The following is a 16,497-nucleotide window of genomic DNA, read 5'->3' as shown; positions in this document are numbered from 1 at the left end:
GTCGGCAGATCGGATCGGTCCCGCGGACCGGTCCGATCGTCGTTGTGGTGTCTGTGAGTCTGGTCACGATGCGGTGCGGCGGCCTGGGCCGCGCTGTCCCGCAACAAGATCGAAGTAGTTCAGCACGTAGGATTTTCGAAAGTTTCATCCCGCTGTGGCGCGGAGGGCGAGACGACTCAGCGGTAAGCAGGAGGGGCACAAAAATATGACATCGGATCGGTTGATCGCAGGACGCTATCGACTCACCGACCCGATCGGCACGGGCGCGATGGGAGTCGTGTGGCGTGCCACCGACGTCCGGCTGCGACGCACCGTCGCCGTGAAACAGGTGCTGCTCGCGCCGGGACTCACGGGAACGCAAGCGCTCGAAGGCAAGCTACGCGCCATGCGGGAAGGCCGGATCGCCGCGCGCCTGCACCATCCCAACGCCATCACCGTCTTCGACGTCGCCGAAGAGGACGGCCAGCCCTGGCTGGTCATGGAATACATGAACGCGCCGAGCCTGGCGGTGAAGCTGGCGGGCGGGGTGACCCTGCCGCCGCTCGATGTGGCCGGGATCGGCGCACAGGCCGCCGCCGCGTTGTCGGCCGCCCACGACGCCGGGATCATGCACCGCGACGTGAAACCGGCCAACTTGCTCGTCGGCGACGACGGCACGGTCAAACTCACCGACTTCGGCATCTCGCACGCGACCGGCGACGTCACCGTCACCGCCACCGGGTTCCTGGCGGGCACCCCCGCGTACCTGGCGCCCGAGATCGCGCGCGGCGACAACCCGAAACCCGCGGCCGACGTGTTCGCCCTCGGCTCCACGCTCTACGCCGCCTCCGAAGGCGCGCCGCCCTTCGGTGAGGGCGACAACCCGCTCGCGGTGCTGCACGCTGTCGCGCGTGGTGTGGTGCCCGAACCGAAGAACGCGGGCCCGCTCGCCCCGGTGCTGATGTGGCTGCTGACCGCGTCCGCCGATGACCGGCCGACGATGGCGCAGGCGCGCGTCGCGCTGGAAGATGTCGCGGCGGGCCGGGTTCCGGCGCTGCCCGCCACGGCGACGAAGATGCTGCCGATCGGCGAAGCGGACACGACCATGATCGCCCGGCCCGAGTCGGCCTCGAACGGGGGAGCGGCGGCGAAATCCGGCGCGGCCGCACTGTTCGGCAGTGGCTGGGCCATGGCGAAGGCCGCCCGATCGGTGATCTCGGGTCGAAACTCGACAGGCGAGACCACGGGCACATCGCCGGCCTCTGGCGCGCAGACAGCATCCGCCGAGGCCGGTCAGGCGGCTTCCGGCGGTCGCGGTCAGGCGGCTTCGGGCGGGGTCGGACAGGCAGCCTCGGGCGATGCCACGTCGGCGTCTTCCGGTGGGCACGGCTCGAAGCCTCCCCGCGGTGTCGGCCCGGCGGCGGGCGTCGGTCCGGGGGCGTCGGCCGGGACCGGGCATGCGGCGAGTGGTGCGGTCGGCCAAGCAGCGGCGGGCGATCCCGGACTTGTGCGGCCGCGTGATGCCGCCGGATCGAACTCGGCCGGTGTCGAACGTGCCGGTGCCGAGGCGGACGCCCGCGCCCGCGCCGCGGTTGCTCCGGCGCCGGGATCTGGCCTGCATCCCGCGTTCGCTGCCTCGCCGTCACGTACCGACCGGCTGAACAACAACCGCGCGGTGCTACTCCTCGCGGCCGCGGTCGCTGCCTTCACCGTGATGCTCGTGGTGCTGGTCGTGACCCGCGACCGGGGCGGCGAGGCCGATCAGCAAGCCCAGATCCCCGCCTCGCCGGTCACCGTCACGACCATGGTCGACGGCAAGGTGAGCACCGTCGTGATCGTGCCCGAACAGGAGACGATCACCGTGCCTGCCCCGCCCGCGGCCGTCCCCGGCGGCGCGACCACCACCGGCGCGACGCCGACCAGCACCTCGGCCGTGCCCACCCCCACTACCGCGAAACCGACCGGCACGACCGTCACCACCACGCCGGTCGGCCCGCCGACCCCGGACCGGATCAATCAGTTCATCGCCGGGTACTACGGCATGCTGCCCGGCAACATCGGCGGTGCGTGGGCCCAGCTCGCGCCCGGCTACCAGGCGCAGACCGGCGGATTCGGGCAGTACTCGTCGTTCTGGTCGTCGGTGCGGGCGGTGACTGTCGGCTCGATCACCCCCAGCGGCCAGAACCGCGCGGTCGTCACCCTCACCTACCAGCTCACGAATGGCACCGTGACCTCGGAGAATCGCTGGATCCAGGTCTCCGGCGACGCGGGCAACCTGCAGATCGCCGGCTCGGGCGTCTGAGGCGCACCCGCTACCCTGAACGGGTCCGGCGACCGCCGGTCACCGACGCGATATGTGACGAGAACGAGGCGAGTAACAGGTGAGCGCGCGACCGGCCGCGGTGCTGTGGGACATGGACGGCACGCTCCTGGACTCGGAGAAGCTGTGGGACATAGCGGTTCGTGAACTGGCCCGCGAACACGGCCGCGAGCTGACCGACGAGGTCCGCCACGCCCTGATCGGCGCCTCCGGCCCGAACGCCCTGCGCATGCTCTTCGACGGCATCGGCGTGGTGCCGACGCCGGAGACGATCGCCGAGGCGGGGGAGTTCCTCGAACGCCGGGTCACCGAGTTGATGCTCGGCCCGATCCCGTGGCGACCCGGCGCCAAGGACGCCCTCGCGATGGTGCGCGAGGCGGGCCTGCGGTGCGCGCTGGTGACCAACACCAAGCGCTCGCTCACCGAATACGGCCTCGACACCCTGGGCCGCGACTTCTTCGACACGTCCGTCTGCGGTGACGAAGTGCCGCACGGCAAGCCCGATCCGGCCATCTACCGCCGCGCCGCCGAACTGCTCGGGGTCGACCCGAGTGCGTGTGTCGCGATCGAGGATTCGCCGACCGGCTCCCTCGCCGCGCAGGGTGCGGGCTGCGGTCTGATTGTGATCCCGTGCGAGATCGCGGTTCCCGAGGCGCCTGGGCGGGTATTCCGGGAGTCGTTGATCGGATTGTCGATCGACGATCTGCGGGCCGCACTCGACGCGCGCATCTGAATCTTTCGGCGGCCGTGCGTGATAGGGCGCAATAGCCTACCGTGATTGTATCGAAACACAGGTTGAATCTACGAAAACTGTTGCCACACAGTTGATTTCGCACGATTGTGATCTGCCCGGGATATGCCCGATTTGTCGAAACCACGAGCGCGCGCCCGAATATTCCCGCAAACTGGGTACATGACGGGCACGCGGGGGCTTGACGAAATCGTCGATATCGCACGGTATCCACTCACCGATCTCGGTGGTTCCGGCAGGCAGGCGGCGATCGAGGCCGCCCGCGCCGAACTGGCCGAGGACGGCTGCACGGTCCTGCGCGAGTTCATCCGGCCGCAGCTGCTGGAGACGCTGCGCGTGGAGGGTGAGGCGATCGCGCCGCACGCCCACTACGAGGTGGAGCGGGTCAACGCCTACAACATCCCCCTTGATGCCGACCTGCCCGCCGGCCATCCGGCTCGGATCGTGCTCGACCGCGGCAACGCTTTCGTGGCCCGCGACCGCATCCCCGCCGAGGCGCTGATCCACCGCCTCTACACCGACCCGGTGTTCCAGCGTTTCGTCGCCGACTGCTTCGAACTCGACGATCTGCACGAATTCGCCGACCCGCTGGCGGGTTTGTGCCTGAACGTGGTCGAGCCGGGGATGTCGCACCCGTGGCACTTCGACACCAACGAGTTCACTGTGAGCATGCTCACCCGCAAGCCCGAAGCCGGCGGCGTGTTCGAGTACTGCCCCAATATCCGCGACCCACACGCCGAGCACCTCGACGATGTGCGCGACGTGCTCACCGGTGACGGCACCCGGTTCATCCGCGCGCTGGAACTGCGCCCCGGCGATCTGCAGCTGTTCAAGGGCCGCTTCTCCCTGCATCGCGTCACCGAGGTAGCCGGTGCGGGACAACGACATTCGGCGATTTTCGCCTACACGGACCGTCCAGGGGTGATCGGCACGGTCGAACGCACCAGGCAGTTGTTCGGCCGTGTCCTGCCCGACCACGTGGCCGCCTCGGCCGACGCCGTCCGAGGTGACCGACTGCTCGACTGAGAGGAACCGCCCATGTCCGTTCCGTTGCACACCACCGGCAAAGCATCCTTCGACGACATCTACGAAAGTCCGGATCCACGCGCGTATTTCGAGCGGATGAACGATCTGGACTACCGGATCCCGGAACTGGCAAAGCCGCACTTCGCCGAGCAGCTGCGTCAGCTGCGGGCCGCACGGCCGGGCCGGATTCCTACGGTTCTCGACCTCGGCTGCTCCTACGGGGTGAACGCGGCCCTGCTGCGCAGCGACACCACCGTCGACGAATTGGCCCGGCACTACCGCGATCACGGCGACACCGACAAGGTCGGGCTGATCGCCGCGGACCGGGAGCGGTTGCGCGGCGACCTCATGCCCGACGTACGCTTCATCGGGATGGACGCCGCACGCCCGGCGCTGACCTACGCCCACGCCGCCGGATTCCTGCACGACTACGTGCACGCCGACCTCGAGGCCACCGAGCCCACCGAGGCGCAGCGCCGTGTGCTCGCCTCCGCCGATCTGGTGATCTCCACCGGATGCGTCGGCTACATCACCGAGAAAACCCTGTCCAGGGTCGCCCAGGCAGACCCGCGCAAGCGACCGTGGATGGCGCATTTCGTGTTACGGATGTTCGATTTCGGTCCCATCGCCGAGGAACTGGCCGCGCTCGGCTATCGCAGCGAGCAGCGTCCCGGTATGTTCCAGCAGCGGAGGTTCGCCTCGGCGCAGGAACGCGAACAGGTGCTGGATGCGTTGGCGGCCAAGGGAATCGACACCACCGACCACGAAGCAGAAGGCTGGCTCTACGCCAACCTGTTCCTGTCCCGCCCGCATCCCATCGAGACCTGAGGACTTGGATTGAACCAACCCACGTTCGCCGCCGAAGACACGCTGCCCCGGGTACCGCTGCCGAGTCTGGACGACAGCTGCGCGCGGTTCCTGCAATGGTGTCAGCCACTGCTCGGCGCCGAGGACTACGCCACCACCGAGGGCGCGGTAGCCGAGCTGCTGCGCCCCGGTGGGGCGGGGCGCGCCCTGCACGCCGCGCTCGCCGAGTACGACGCCACCCCCGGCGTCGGCAGCTGGCTCGACGAATTCTGGCCGTCGCGGTATCTGGGCCGTCGGGACCGGATCGCGTTGAACGCCAACTTCGTGTTCCTGTTCCGTGACGACACCCCGCTCGCCGCGTCGACGCCGGCCGGGCAGGCCGAGCGGGCCGCCGCGATCATCGAGGCGGCAGTCGATTACAAGCTGGCACTGGACGCGGAGAAGATCCCGCCGGTGACCCAGCGCGGGCAGGCACTGTCGATGTGGCAGAACGAGTACCTGTTCTCCGAGACCCGGATTCCGGGCGAGATCCAGGACAGCGTCCGCAAGCCCTACAGCCCGGAATGGCCGGGGCCCTCGGATGCCCGCCACATCGCGGTCTTCTACCGCGGCAACATCTTCCGGATGGATGTCATCGGACCCGACGGCGCGCCGTACGCGTTCGACGACGTGGTCGACGGGCTGCGCGCGGTGATCAAGGGCGGCACCAAGCCCGCCGCGACCGACACCTCGGTGGGGCATCTCACCACGAAAGCCCGTGCGGCCTGGGCTCGCAGCCGCGAGGTACTGCGCACCGAGCCCGCCAATGTCGTGGCCTTCGACGCGGTGGAGACGGCACTGTTCTCGGTGTGTCTCGAGGACTTCGCGCCCCGCGACGAACTGCACGCCTGCGATCAGCTGCTCCACGGTGACAGCGGCAACCGCTACTTCGACAAGTCGGTGTCGTTCATCGTCTTCGCCGACGGTCAGGCAGGCATCAATATCGAGCACTGTGGGCTCGACGGCACCACCGTGCTGTCGTTCGTCGACGCGCTGCTCGAGCGGACCGCCCAGGACCACGCGGCAACCAACGGGGCGCAATCGCAGGGGTTGCCCTCGGTGGAGCCGATCGAGTTCGTGCTCGATTCGGCCGCCCGCGCCGACATCGCCGCGGCGGGCGCCGACTTCGCCCGCTTCGCCGCCGATACGGCCACCTCGCTGGTGTCGTTCGACGACTTCGGCACCGGCGAGGCCAAGAAGCTGGGCATCTCACCCGATGCCTTCGCGCAGCTCAGCTACCAGCTCGCCCACCGGCGCAGCAAGGGGCTGACCGGCGCGACCTACGAATCCATCGCCACCCGGCAGTACCGCAACGGCCGCACCGAGGCCATGCGGGTGGTGACCCCGGAGATGGTGGCGTTCGTCGACGCGATGCTCTCGCCGGATGCCGATCAGGCGACCAAACTGGCCGCCGCGCGCACCGCGGCGTCCGCCCATGTCGCCCGGGCGAAGGAATGCCAGGCCGGGCAGGCGCCCGAGCAGCACCTGTGGGAGCTGGAGTGGATCCAGCGTCGGCGCGGCGTTCAGCTCGGCGTCGCTGATGAGCGGATCGCGCTGTTCGACAGCCCCGGCTGGACGGTCATGCGCGACGACTACCTGTCGACCAGCTCGGCCCCGTCGAAGTACATCCGCTACTTCGGTTTCGGCTCGACCAGCCCGCGCTGCATCGGCATCGCCTACGTGCTGCTCCCGGATCGCTGGAACATCTACCTGGCCACCCCGAAATCGGTGTCCGACCAGATGTACGCCTTCGCCGACCACCTGCGCACAGCCGTAGCCGACCTGCGCGAACTGCTCACCGAACCGGCATGATCGTTTCCCGGCGTGCCGCATCGCGCGGTACGCCGGGAAAACCGCTGGGTCGGGTGTGAAACAATCTCTACTCGTGAAGAACTTCGAATCCCTGTTCGCCGAGCTGACCGAGCGTGCCCAGACCCGCCCCGAGGGCTCTGGCACCGTGGCCGCGCTGGACGCAGGCGTTCATTTCCAGGGCAAGAAGGTCCTGGAGGAGGCAGGCGAGATCTGGCTGGCCGCCGAGCACGAGAGCGATGAAGCGCTCGCCGAGGAGATCTCCCAGCTGCTGTACTGGGTCCAGGTGATGATGCTGGGTCGTGGGCTGAAGCTCGAGGACGTGTACCGACATCTGTGACGGCTGATCCGTCCCGATCGACACGTTCCACTTCCCCCGAAAGGACCCCAATCCCATGTTGCGCGTCGCAGTTCCCAACAAGGGCTCGCTGTCGGAAGCCGCCGTCTCGTTCCTGAGCGAAGCCGGTTACCGCAAACGCACCGACTCCCGCGAGCTGACCGTCCTCGACCTCGCGAATCAGGTCGAGTTCTTCTTCTTGCGTCCCAAGGACATCGCCATCTACGTCGGCTCCGGTGAGCTCGACCTCGGCATCACCGGCCGCGACCTGGCCCTCGATTCCGGTTCCCCGGTCAGCGAGCGCCTCTCACTCGGCTTCGGCCGCTCCAGCTTCCGCTACGCGGCCCCCGCCGGCGAGGACTGGAAGGTCGAGGATCTGGCGGGCAAGCGCATCGCCACCTCCTACCCGAACCTGGTCCGCGCCGACCTCGCCCGCTTCGGCATCGAAGCCGAGGTGATCCGCCTCGACGGCGCGGTCGAGATCTCGATCCAGCTCGGTGTCGCCGACGCGATCGCCGACGTGGTCGGCTCCGGCCGGACCCTGCGCCAGCACAACCTGATCGCGTTCGGCGAGTCCCTGTGCGACTCCGAAGGCGTGCTCATCGAACGCACCGGTTCCGATCGCGACGACCGCGCCCGCAACCAGCTCATCAACCGCATCCAGGGCGTCGTCTTCGCCCAGCAGTACCTGATGCTCGACTACGACTGCCCCAAGTCGCTCTTCGACCAAGCCGTCGCCATCACCCCCGGCCTCGAGTCGCCGACCGTGTCGCCCCTCACCGACCCCGATTGGGTCGCCGTGCGTGCGCTCGTCCCGCGCAAGCAGGGCAACGAACTGATGGACCAACTGGCCGACCTCGGCGCCAAGGCCATCCTCGCCACCGACATCCGCTCCTGCCGAGCCTTCTGAGCCGTTCCGTTCGAAGCCCCTCACCTTGTCTTCCGGGTGGGGGCGTAACGATCCGCGCCCTAGCCTCGGTCTGTTCTGATCAATGTCCCCGTCGGCGAGCCGGCGAATGCTTCGCGTTTGGTGGCGGGGATCGGAACTTCCCGCAATATTCCATCGAACATCATCCAGAGGCCGAAGCAATCGTCGTCCTCGTCGTGGATCAGAACTTGCACCGAGGATGGGTCCGGCCATTCGATCTGTTCGAGATGCGCAAGCAGGCCTGACCAATTGTGTCGATAGAATTGAATCACCCACATATAGCATTCCTCCGAGCCGGCGCCTTCGCCGGAGAACTTCGAATCGTCGATCGGAGTGAAGCGTTGGTGCCATTCGCGATTCGGGTCCGGCTCGGTCAGTGGCCGCATGACCTCCTCGGCGTCGCGTGCGAGCACGATAACTTCCGCAAACCTACTCACCGGGTGTCCTCCATGTTCAGCGCTGCGAGATCTGGTCCGGAACGGTTCATCGTCATTGCCAGCCCGGACCACTGTCAAATCCGGTGGCGGGGTTGATTACTCGTACCCTCGGTTCGTCAGCCACTGCTTCCGCGACCAGGCGTGCTTGCTCATCGTTCTTGGCTACGAATATAGCTCGTTCGGTTTGATATTTACGCCCCTCGGCGAGCTTGTTCATAAGAGTTCGCCGAATATTGTCGGCATTCATTCCCGACGATTCGGTGGCATCTATCGAACGGACCTCGGTAATGTGTCCATTGCGCCAAGTTACCTCGACCATATCAGCGGTAGTGCCCGTCACGGTGCCGTTGATATGTCCTTTCTCCATCAAGCGATTGAGGTCGTCTTGGAAAAAGACCTGCGATCCATTTCCGGTGCGAGGGTCGTAGGCTCGGCCCGTGCGAGCCAGCTCGTCGTTCAAGAAATCCCGCGCGGCCGCGGATGCGGCGTTGTCGGGAGTGTCGGACAGCACATGTGGCACTCCGTTCTGGTCCATGATCGTTCGACGCCCGTCGATGATTTCGTCCTGTAGTGGCTCTCGAAGTCCTTCTGGCGACTCGTCACCCGTCCCCGTTCGGCCGGCGCCCGACGAGGTGTTGGGATCGGGGACCGTTTCCGGGGCAACGGGGAGTTGGCCGGTATCGACGGTCGGCTGCGCCGGTGTGGGGTCGGGCGGGGTGACGGAGTGCGGGTCGGGGGTGCGGTCGCCGTCGGGATCGGGCGTTGGGTCTTTGCACTCGTCCGGGATCAGGCCGAGGGGGTCGCGCCAGGTTCGGGGGTTGTGGGGGTAGGTGTGGGGGTTGGGTGCGGGGGTGAGGCCGAGCGGGTCCCGGGTGAGGTAGCGGGCGGTGTGGGGGTTGTAGACGCGGTGGAGGTTGTCGTGCAGGTCGGATTCGGGGTCGTGGAATTGGCCGGGGAAGCGCAGCGGGGTGCTGGTCGTGCCGTGCCAGGTGGTGTGGCCCCAGAGGGTTGTGGTGGCGGTCGCGGTGGGTTCGGCGGTGGTGGGGTCGATGAGTTCGGTGGGTGTGCCGACGAGGTCGGTGATGATCGCGCAGAACTCGGCGGAGGTCGGTCGGTCGATCGACTGGGTGAGAGGGGTATGGGTGCCGGGTTGGTAGTCCCAGCGGGTTGTTGTTGTCGCCGTGGTGCTTTCGATCAGGCGGGTGTCGTCCCAGGTGAAGTCGATGCGTTCGAGGACGGTGCCGTCGTCGGTCAGGTGTTGTTTGGTGGTGCGGCGGCCGAGGGCGTCGTAGGTGTAGTGCCACCACTGGCGGTCGGGGGTGTAGACGTCGATGAGCTGGTCGAAGCTGTTGTAGCGGTAATGCCAGGTGTGTTCGCCTGCGGTCTTGCGGATGAGGCGGCCCGCGCGGTCGTAGTCGTAGCGGCTGCGGGTGTCGTGGATCAGCAGGTTGTCGCGATACGTACGGAGGGTGGGCGGGGCCGCGGATTGCGCTCCCGCGGTGATGTTGCCGAGCGGGTCGTAGCTGTAGCGCTCGGCCGGATGGTCGTTGTGCGCGACGGTTGTGATCCGGCCTCTGGTATCGAGTGCGTAGTCGCGGTGCAGGGCGGGGGCATTCGGGCGGGCGGTGGTGTGCGAAGTGAGGTATCCGTCTGCGCGGTACAGGAATTCGTCGCGGCGCACCCGGCGTGGGGCCGGGCGCGCGGGTCGGTCGAGGTCGAGCGACACGAGGCGGGCGGGGAACGCGGTCACCTCCTGTCCGAGGAGCTGTCCGAGCGCGGTGACCTGGCGGTTGACCGCGATCTCGCCGGTGCGCCAGCACGTGAGGTGACCGGCGAGGTCGTATTCGAAGGTGACGTCGTGAGTGCCGATGCCGATGCGGTCGACCCGGCCCGCCAGGTCGTGATGCCAGCTGGTTTCCGCACCGGTCGGGCTGGTGCGGCCGATGCGGCGGCCGTGCTGGTCGTAGGTGAACCGCATCGGCGGCCGGGCATCGACCTGCTCGGACTCGAGCAGGCCGGTGGGGCCGTAGGTGTATTCGACGGTGTGGCCCCGCGCCGCACCGTTTCCGGTGCGTGCGGTGCGGATTCGACCCGCCTGGTCGTAGGTGTATCGGATCAGGTCACCGTCGTCGGTGACCATCTCGGTGCGCCTGCCCAGAATGTCGTACCGGTGCCTGCGGGTGACCCCGGTCGCCGGGGTGACGGTGGCGATCCGTCCTGCCGAGTCCCAGGTGTAGGTGGTAGTCGCTGCGCCGTAATCGGTTTCGGCGATCAGGCGTCCCGCCGTGTCGTACGCGTAGGTCCAGGTCTGGCCGAGCGGATTGCGGACGGCGGTGAGGCGCCGTTCGGTGTCCCATCCGTAGCGGGTGATCGATCCGTCCGAGTCGGTGCGTGATTCGAGCAGATCGAACGCGCCGTAGGAGTATTCGGTGACCCCACCCGCGGGATCGGTGTGGGCGACGAGGTTGCCTTCGCCGTCATAGGCCCACGATTCGTGGCGACCGTCGGGTTCTGTTCTGCGAAGCAGGTTTCCGGCCGGTGACCATTGGTACAGGGTGACCGCACCGGCGGGATCGACCGTGCGCACGGGACGCCCCGCGGCATCGCGTTCGATGCGCGTGGTCGCGCCGAGCGGATCGACCAGGGCGATCGGCAACCCGGCGGCGTCGACGTCGACGGTGGTTCGTACGCCCTCGGCCAGGACGCTTGCCAGCGCCCCGGATCGGTGAAAAGTGAACTCGGTGCGAGATCCGGAGGGGTCGATGGCGGCGGTCAGGTCGCCGTTGTCGGACCATTCACGCCGGTGCACCGCACCGTCTGCCGTGGTGATCGTGGTCGGCCGGTTCCGCCAGGTGTACTCGTAGTCGATCGAGACACCGTCGGGCCGAGTGATTTCCACCGGATCACCCGCGCCGTTGTAGCGGTAGGTGGTGATGGTGGCCGGGTCGGGGCCGGTGACGGTCAGAGGTTTGCGTTCGGCGTTGTAGTCGGTATGGAAATGGCCACCATCGGGGGTCACGAGGTCGCGCAACTGCAGATCGCGATCGAAACCGTGGCTCGTGACCGCGCCGATGGAGTCGGTGACGGCGGTCAGCCTGCCCGCGCCGCCGGGAAACTCCACATAGTCGAAGTCGCAGTTGAGTATTCCCGCACTGCCGCGCTGGTGGATCACGCGACCGGACTCGTCGTAGGTGTTCACCATCCGATTGCCGTTCGAGTCGGTCCACGAGGTCATCCGGTGCTCGGCGTCGTAGGTGTAGCATGTCGTCGCCGTGACGGCGTTGGTCACCGCCATCAATTGACCGGCGGCATAGTCGAATTCGCGCAGCGGGATCGTCGTTTCGCCGAGCTCGGGATCATCGCTGATCAGGGCGAGACCAGTGATCCGGCCGTGTGCGGTTTCGACCCGGACCCGGTAACCGCCGGAGTGTGAGACCTCGACCGGAACGCCGTCGGCGTCGTAGTGGAACCGAATGCGGTTGTGGTGCCGGTCGGTGATCGCCGACACCGCGTAGTTTCCGAGCATGACCTCGAGGCCATCGAGAACCGGTTCGGGTGCGAAATGCCAGATCAGTTCCCGCCGTTGATCCCACACGCGGTAGCCGCCGGCATCGGTGCGGGTCAACGACCAGCCCTGGCCGTCGGTCAGCGGCCGGACCGGCTCTCCTGCCTCGGCGTGCGGGTAGGCCAGCATGATGCCGTCTTCGCCGATGAAGGTGACACCTTCGTCCGAGGCGACAACCCGGGCATCCAGCGTTCCCGACCACGAAGGGCCGAACCACCGGCCGAAGCGGTAATTCGAATGATGGGACCGCCGCAGCACCAGCGGTAGAACCCCGGCCAGCTCCACATCGGTTTCGGGGAGCAGGAATTCCCCGGTGCTGATGTCGACCGGGTCGGTGGAGCAGGTCTTCTGGTCCGGCGTCCGATCGTGTTCGGCGCCGGATTTACGTGCCTCGTCGTGTGCGTCGCGGTCGCCGTCGGCGCGGTCTTGCGCGGTGGGGGTATCGCGATCGTTGTCGGTGTCTCGGTCGCGCTCGGTGGGGGAGTCGTGATCGGGGTCGGTGTCGCGGTGTGGCGTTCGGTCGGTGGGAGTGTTCGAATCCCGGTTCGGTGTGCGGTCGGTGGGTGTGGCCGGATCGCGTTCGGGCGTGCGATCTTTCGGCGCTGGTTCATGGTCTGGGGAGCGTCTGTCGGTGCGATCGCGGGGTTTGTCCGGGTCGTGGTCCGGTCCTCGGCCGTGGGAATCGGGGTGTGGGCGGGCAGGGGCTTCGGCATCCGCGCGGGCCGGCGTGTGTCCTGGCGTCGACCTGGTCGGCGAGTCCGGGTGGGGTCCGGCGGTAAGTGGCGAGTGTCCGTTCGCGCGCACGGCCGGGTCGGGCGCCGCGCCGGCGCGTGGCGAGTCCGGGGATTTCCGCGGTCCTGTGCCTGGATCGTGGTGTGGCCGTTGTGGTATCGAATCGCCGCGGGGTGATTGCGGCGGGTGGGACGGCGTGGCCCCGGGATGGGTCCGCGCTGGCTGTGCGTCGGGGGTCGGTCGGTGTGCGGGGCTGTTGTCGGGATTGGTGCTGTGACCGGGTTGCCAGCCTGCGACAGGTGTGGTGGGGCTCGAGGTCTGTGGCGTCGGATCCGGGTGCCCGGTCGGTCGGGTGTCGACGTCGGCCGGGGCGTCGTTCGTGTGCGGCGTTCGGTCCCCGGTGAGGTTCAGCCGGGTTTCCGGCGCCGAGCTGTCCTCGCGCGGTGTGCGGTCGGGATCGCGGTGTTGCGTCGGGTCAGTGTCCTGATCCGTGTGCGGCGTGGTGTCGGAATCCGCCTGCGAGCGGGGCGAGTCCCCGTGCGGAGTCGCTGGTGAATCCGGGTTCGTCTGGTGCGTCGACGCCGGATCGGTGCGTTGGGTTGGTGTGTGGTCGGTCTGCTGGGCTGGCGTCGGGTCGGTGCGTTGGGTTGGTGTGTGATCGGTCTGCTGGGTGGGCGTTGGGTCGGTCTGCTGGGTGGGCGTTGGGTCGGTGCGTTGGGTTGGGGTGCGATCGGTTTGCTGGTCGAGGGTCGGGTCGGTGCGTTGGGTCGGTGTGTGGTCGGTCTGCTGAGCCGGTGTTTGATCTGCGCGTTGGTTGGGCGTCGAGTCAGTGGTTGATGTGGCTGCCGCTTCCGGACGCGGTTCCGGCCGGCTCGTTGGTGGGTCGGCATCGGGGGTGCGGTCCGGTGTCGGCGTGGGCTCGGACTGTCGGGTGGGTTCGGGATCGGGTGTGCTGCTGGGGGTTTCGGTGGGGGTCGACGGCTCGTCGCGCTCCGTGCGCGCCGGCGGCTCGGAGTGCCGCGGCTCAGTGTGGTCCGATGTCGGCGAGTATGCGTCGCCGGTGTCCTCGGTTCGCTGGGTCGGTGCTTCTCGTTGCGGTGCACCCTCGATCGGGCGTCCTTCCGGGGCGGGCCCTCGATCGGAATCCGGAAGGCCGGCGCCTTGTCGTTCGCCGGTCTGCCCCGTCGGGTCGTTATGCCTGGTCGGGGCGCCTTCGCCGGTTGGGTTCTGACGGTGCGAGCTCGGGTTGTGCGGGCTCGGACCGGAACCGCCGTCGGGAAGTCTTCTGCCCGCGTCGGTGACCTTCTTCAATGCACTGATGGCGACTTTCGCGCTACCCCCACCACCGGTGGCGGCGGTGAGCAGCGCATCGCCGGTGAGCGCACCGACGAACTCGAACGGGTTTGCCCTGGCATCCTTCAGGATCGCGTCGACGGTCGCGCCGGGATCCGCCACGGCGACAACGAGTCCGGTACCGAGATTGGACAGCCCTTCGACGTAATCAGCCGGGTGGGTGATGTTGTAGATATCGGTCGGATTCACCTGGCGCACGAACTGCACGAGCCCGGTCAGGCTGGTCAGCAACCCGGCGGAGAAATTCAGCGCTCCGTGCTCGAGTACGCCACCGAGATCGGAGATATTGGCGATCCACCGTTCGCTGAAAGGGGGTTCCTTCGGCGCCTTCTCGGTAGCCGCGGCCAGCGCACCGTCGGCGATCGACGCCCCGTTGTCACGTTGAATCCGGGCGCCCCGCAGGATCTCTCGCGCTTCGTTGCGCAGGGATGTCCAGGTGTCGACCAGCGGATTCTGTGCTTGCTGCTCGCCGGTCAGCGAGTTCCACCAGTTCTTCTGCCGGACTTCCTCGGCGTGGGCGGCCTTCCATCGTTCGATGGCAGTGCCCGCCTTGTCCTGTGCGGTCTTGACCTCGTTCTGCCACGCCTCCAGGGCGCCCGCCGCCGCCGTCATGGCATCGCCGCCGTCGAACCAGAGTTTCGGCTGTTTGTCATAGACCTCGTTGAACGCGTCCGCGCCCTTGCCGGTCCATGCGGCCGCGTCGATCTTCTGCAACGCCTGACCGGTCGACTCGATCGCCGCGGCCATCTTCTTCAATGTCTCGGCGGTGGAACCGATTTCGGACGGCTCACCCAGGATCAGCTCCTTGGGGTCCTCGGTCTGGCCGAGTTCTTCCTCTTCGACATCGCCGCCGGTCGCGGCGGCGATATTGTCGCCCAGGTCGTCGAGTGCGTCGTCGACACTGTCCAGCCCGACATACCCGGCCGCGTCACCGACCATGTCCAGGCCGTCATCGATGACCTGCCCGGCACCCTCGACGAGATCCTCGACACCGTCCTCGATCGCGCTTCCGACTTTGTCGATGAAGTCGCCGATTCCCACGGACTACTGCCCCCCTTGCCCCTGTTTCATGATCTCGCCCGCCCGCTGGGCGGCACCGGTGTTCCAACCCGGCGTTTCACCGCTGACGAGACCGCTCACCGGGCTCACATTCGCCAGCGCTTGCGGACCGACCGCCTCGACGACCTTCATATTGGTCTGAATGGTCTGGTTGGCGTCCTGAAACGACTTCATGCTGTAGTCCGCGTTGCGGATGTGATTGAAGGAGTTGTCGGCGAAGGTATCGCCCCAGGAACGCTGGGTGATCTCCTCGTCGGACAGATGCGGATTGCCGGCCATGTGCGTCCACATCTTCTTGAGCGTGCCGTTGGCCTTGGCATCCATTTCGTCATAACGACCTGCGGCCAAACCGAGAGTCCGCGCGATCGAGTTTCCTCCTTGGACCAGCGCGCGCACGCCCCAGGACCACCGTTCGGTGAACTCCTCGAAAGTCTTCTGCACCGTGTGTTTGCCGGCCTCCAGGGTCGAGAGTGTGAGCAGCGCGAAGCCCCGGCCCATATTGCCTGTCTCGCCGATTCCCAACTCCGACAGTTGACCGATGGTGTCCTCGATGCCCTTCGCGGCTTGCTGCAGGACCGACGGATCGACCTCGAGTTTCGTCATCGCGCTCCCCTCCCGAAATCAGTTGAATTACCCGGCGACGTCCGGTGGAAACGCCATCGGTGCCGAACCCACGATGTCGATCGTGATTCCGGCGGGTTCGGCGCGGGACTCGACGTATTCCTGCAGTCGCCAGCCGAACAGCCAGTGGTGGCGGTACTCGCGGTTCGCGTCAACGCCGCCGTCCTGTAGCTGACCGCGAGTCGCCATGAATCGGGCGTACTCCTCGATGCTGGTGAAGGTGCACAACCAGTCGACGCCACCCACCTGCGAGAAGAAGACATGATCATCGGCTGTCAACGGAACGAGGAGCGCGGCCTGCCGGAACGCGGCACGCAAGGCCGTCGGCTGCCCGAATCCCGCATAGAACGCAGCGATCTCAGCGCGGAGGCGCTCGCGGCCGTCGCCGTCGGACATCGAATCAGCCTCCCCGCTGTGCCGCACTCGCTTTCACCCTCGCCCGGCATTCTACTGGCACGTTTCCGCACTCGGAAAGCAGAGGAAGTCGGGGCAGATGTGTTTACGCCGCGGAGAGACTTTCGAGCGCCTCACGCACGAAGCACAGGGGGCAGTGCGGGTCGAACGGTGCCGTCGGCATGCCGACGATGATGGGCTGGGCGCCGGTCGGCGCTGTCGCCGAGGCGACGGCCGGACAGATTCCCATCGCGAGCGCGATACCGGCGGCGGCGACGGTCCTGGACAGGCTGCGGTTCATCATGTCTCCTCGCCGTGCGGATTAGCTGGTGGTACTCGAC

The 16,497-nt window shown here is 67.3% G+C and carries 12 protein-coding genes; 7 read left to right on the top strand and 5 right to left on the bottom strand.

The window, feature by feature from the left end; all coding sequences use genetic code 11:
* Positions 1-205 precede the first annotated feature (205 nt).
* From ACWZHB_RS15220 to hisG, 7 genes are all read left to right on the top strand, one after another.
* Positions 206-2,281, top strand: coding sequence for a serine/threonine-protein kinase (locus ACWZHB_RS15220; RefSeq protein WP_427908595.1), 2,076 nt, complete (start codon positions 206-208; stop codon positions 2,279-2,281).
* Between the two features lie 79 nt (positions 2,282-2,360).
* On the top strand, positions 2,361-3,032 hold the full coding sequence (locus tag ACWZHB_RS15215) for an HAD family hydrolase (RefSeq protein ID WP_427908594.1): 672 nt from the start codon (positions 2,361-2,363) through the stop codon (positions 3,030-3,032).
* A 180-nt stretch (positions 3,033-3,212) separates the two neighbouring features.
* Complete coding sequence (locus tag ACWZHB_RS15210; protein WP_427908593.1) at positions 3,213-4,076, top strand: HalD/BesD family halogenase; 864 nt, start codon at positions 3,213-3,215, stop codon at positions 4,074-4,076.
* 12 nt (positions 4,077-4,088) lie between these two features.
* Positions 4,089-4,904 carry a class I SAM-dependent methyltransferase gene (locus ACWZHB_RS15205; protein ID WP_427908592.1) on the top strand — a complete coding sequence of 272 codons (816 nt, stop codon included), beginning with the start codon at positions 4,089-4,091 and terminating at the stop codon, positions 4,902-4,904.
* Positions 4,905-4,913: 9 nt separating this feature from the next.
* The gene (locus ACWZHB_RS15200) at positions 4,914-6,734 is read left to right on the top strand and encodes a choline/carnitine O-acyltransferase (RefSeq protein ID WP_427908591.1); all 1,821 of its coding nucleotides are present in this window, start codon (positions 4,914-4,916) and stop codon (positions 6,732-6,734) included.
* A gap of 73 nt (positions 6,735-6,807) precedes the next feature.
* Positions 6,808-7,071: a phosphoribosyl-ATP diphosphatase gene (locus ACWZHB_RS15195; RefSeq protein WP_056809947.1), complete on the top strand. Its 264-nt coding sequence runs from the start codon at positions 6,808-6,810 to the stop codon at positions 7,069-7,071.
* A 55-nt stretch (positions 7,072-7,126) separates the two neighbouring features.
* Positions 7,127-7,978: an ATP phosphoribosyltransferase gene (gene hisG / locus ACWZHB_RS15190; protein ID WP_427908590.1), complete on the top strand. Its 852-nt coding sequence runs from the start codon at positions 7,127-7,129 to the stop codon at positions 7,976-7,978.
* Positions 7,979-8,037: 59 nt separating this feature from the next.
* On the opposite strand, the gene ACWZHB_RS15185 is transcribed toward hisG, so the two are convergent.
* From ACWZHB_RS15185 to ACWZHB_RS15165, 5 genes are all read right to left on the bottom strand, one after another.
* Entirely contained in the window at positions 8,038-8,409 is a 372-nt protein-coding gene (locus tag ACWZHB_RS15185) for a hypothetical protein (protein WP_427908589.1), read from the bottom strand.
* 76 nt (positions 8,410-8,485) lie between these two features.
* On the bottom strand, positions 8,486-15,124 hold the full coding sequence (locus tag ACWZHB_RS15180; protein WP_427908588.1) for a putative T7SS-secreted protein: 6,639 nt from the start codon (positions 15,122-15,124) through the stop codon (positions 8,486-8,488).
* 3 nt (positions 15,125-15,127) lie between these two features.
* Entirely contained in the window at positions 15,128-15,745 is a 618-nt protein-coding gene (locus ACWZHB_RS15175; protein ID WP_427908587.1) for a hypothetical protein, read from the bottom strand.
* A 27-nt stretch (positions 15,746-15,772) separates the two neighbouring features.
* Positions 15,773-16,159, bottom strand: coding sequence for a hypothetical protein (locus ACWZHB_RS15170; RefSeq protein WP_427908586.1), 387 nt, complete (start codon positions 16,157-16,159; stop codon positions 15,773-15,775).
* 103 nt (positions 16,160-16,262) lie between these two features.
* Positions 16,263-16,457 (bottom strand): hypothetical protein, encoded by a 195-nt coding sequence (locus ACWZHB_RS15165; protein ID WP_427908585.1) that lies wholly within the window; start codon positions 16,455-16,457, stop codon positions 16,263-16,265.
* Between the last annotated feature and the right edge of the window lie 40 nt (positions 16,458-16,497).

It is taken from the genome of Nocardia sp. FBN12 (assembly GCF_054031145.1).
Note: the sequence above shows the minus strand (reverse complement) of the source record. Positions and strands in the feature narration are given on the sequence as shown.

Bases quoted from the DNA above. Each gene is read 5' to 3' on its own strand.
- ACWZHB_RS15220 (WP_427908595.1), top strand. From the start codon at position 206: ATGACATCGGATCGGTTGATCGCAGGACGCTATCGACTCACCGACCCG.
- ACWZHB_RS15210 (WP_427908593.1), top strand. From the start codon at position 3,213: ATGACGGGCACGCGGGGGCTTGACGAAATCGTCGATATCGCACGGTAT.
- ACWZHB_RS15205 (WP_427908592.1), top strand. From the start codon at position 4,089: ATGTCCGTTCCGTTGCACACCACCGGCAAAGCATCCTTCGACGACATC.
- hisG (WP_427908590.1), top strand. From the start codon at position 7,127: ATGTTGCGCGTCGCAGTTCCCAACAAGGGCTCGCTGTCGGAAGCCGCC.
- ACWZHB_RS15175 (WP_427908587.1), bottom strand. From the start codon at position 15,745: ATGACGAAACTCGAGGTCGATCCGTCGGTCCTGCAGCAAGCCGCGAAG.
- ACWZHB_RS15170 (WP_427908586.1), bottom strand. From the start codon at position 16,159: ATGTCCGACGGCGACGGCCGCGAGCGCCTCCGCGCTGAGATCGCTGCG.
- ACWZHB_RS15165 (WP_427908585.1), bottom strand. From the start codon at position 16,457: ATGAACCGCAGCCTGTCCAGGACCGTCGCCGCCGCCGGTATCGCGCTC.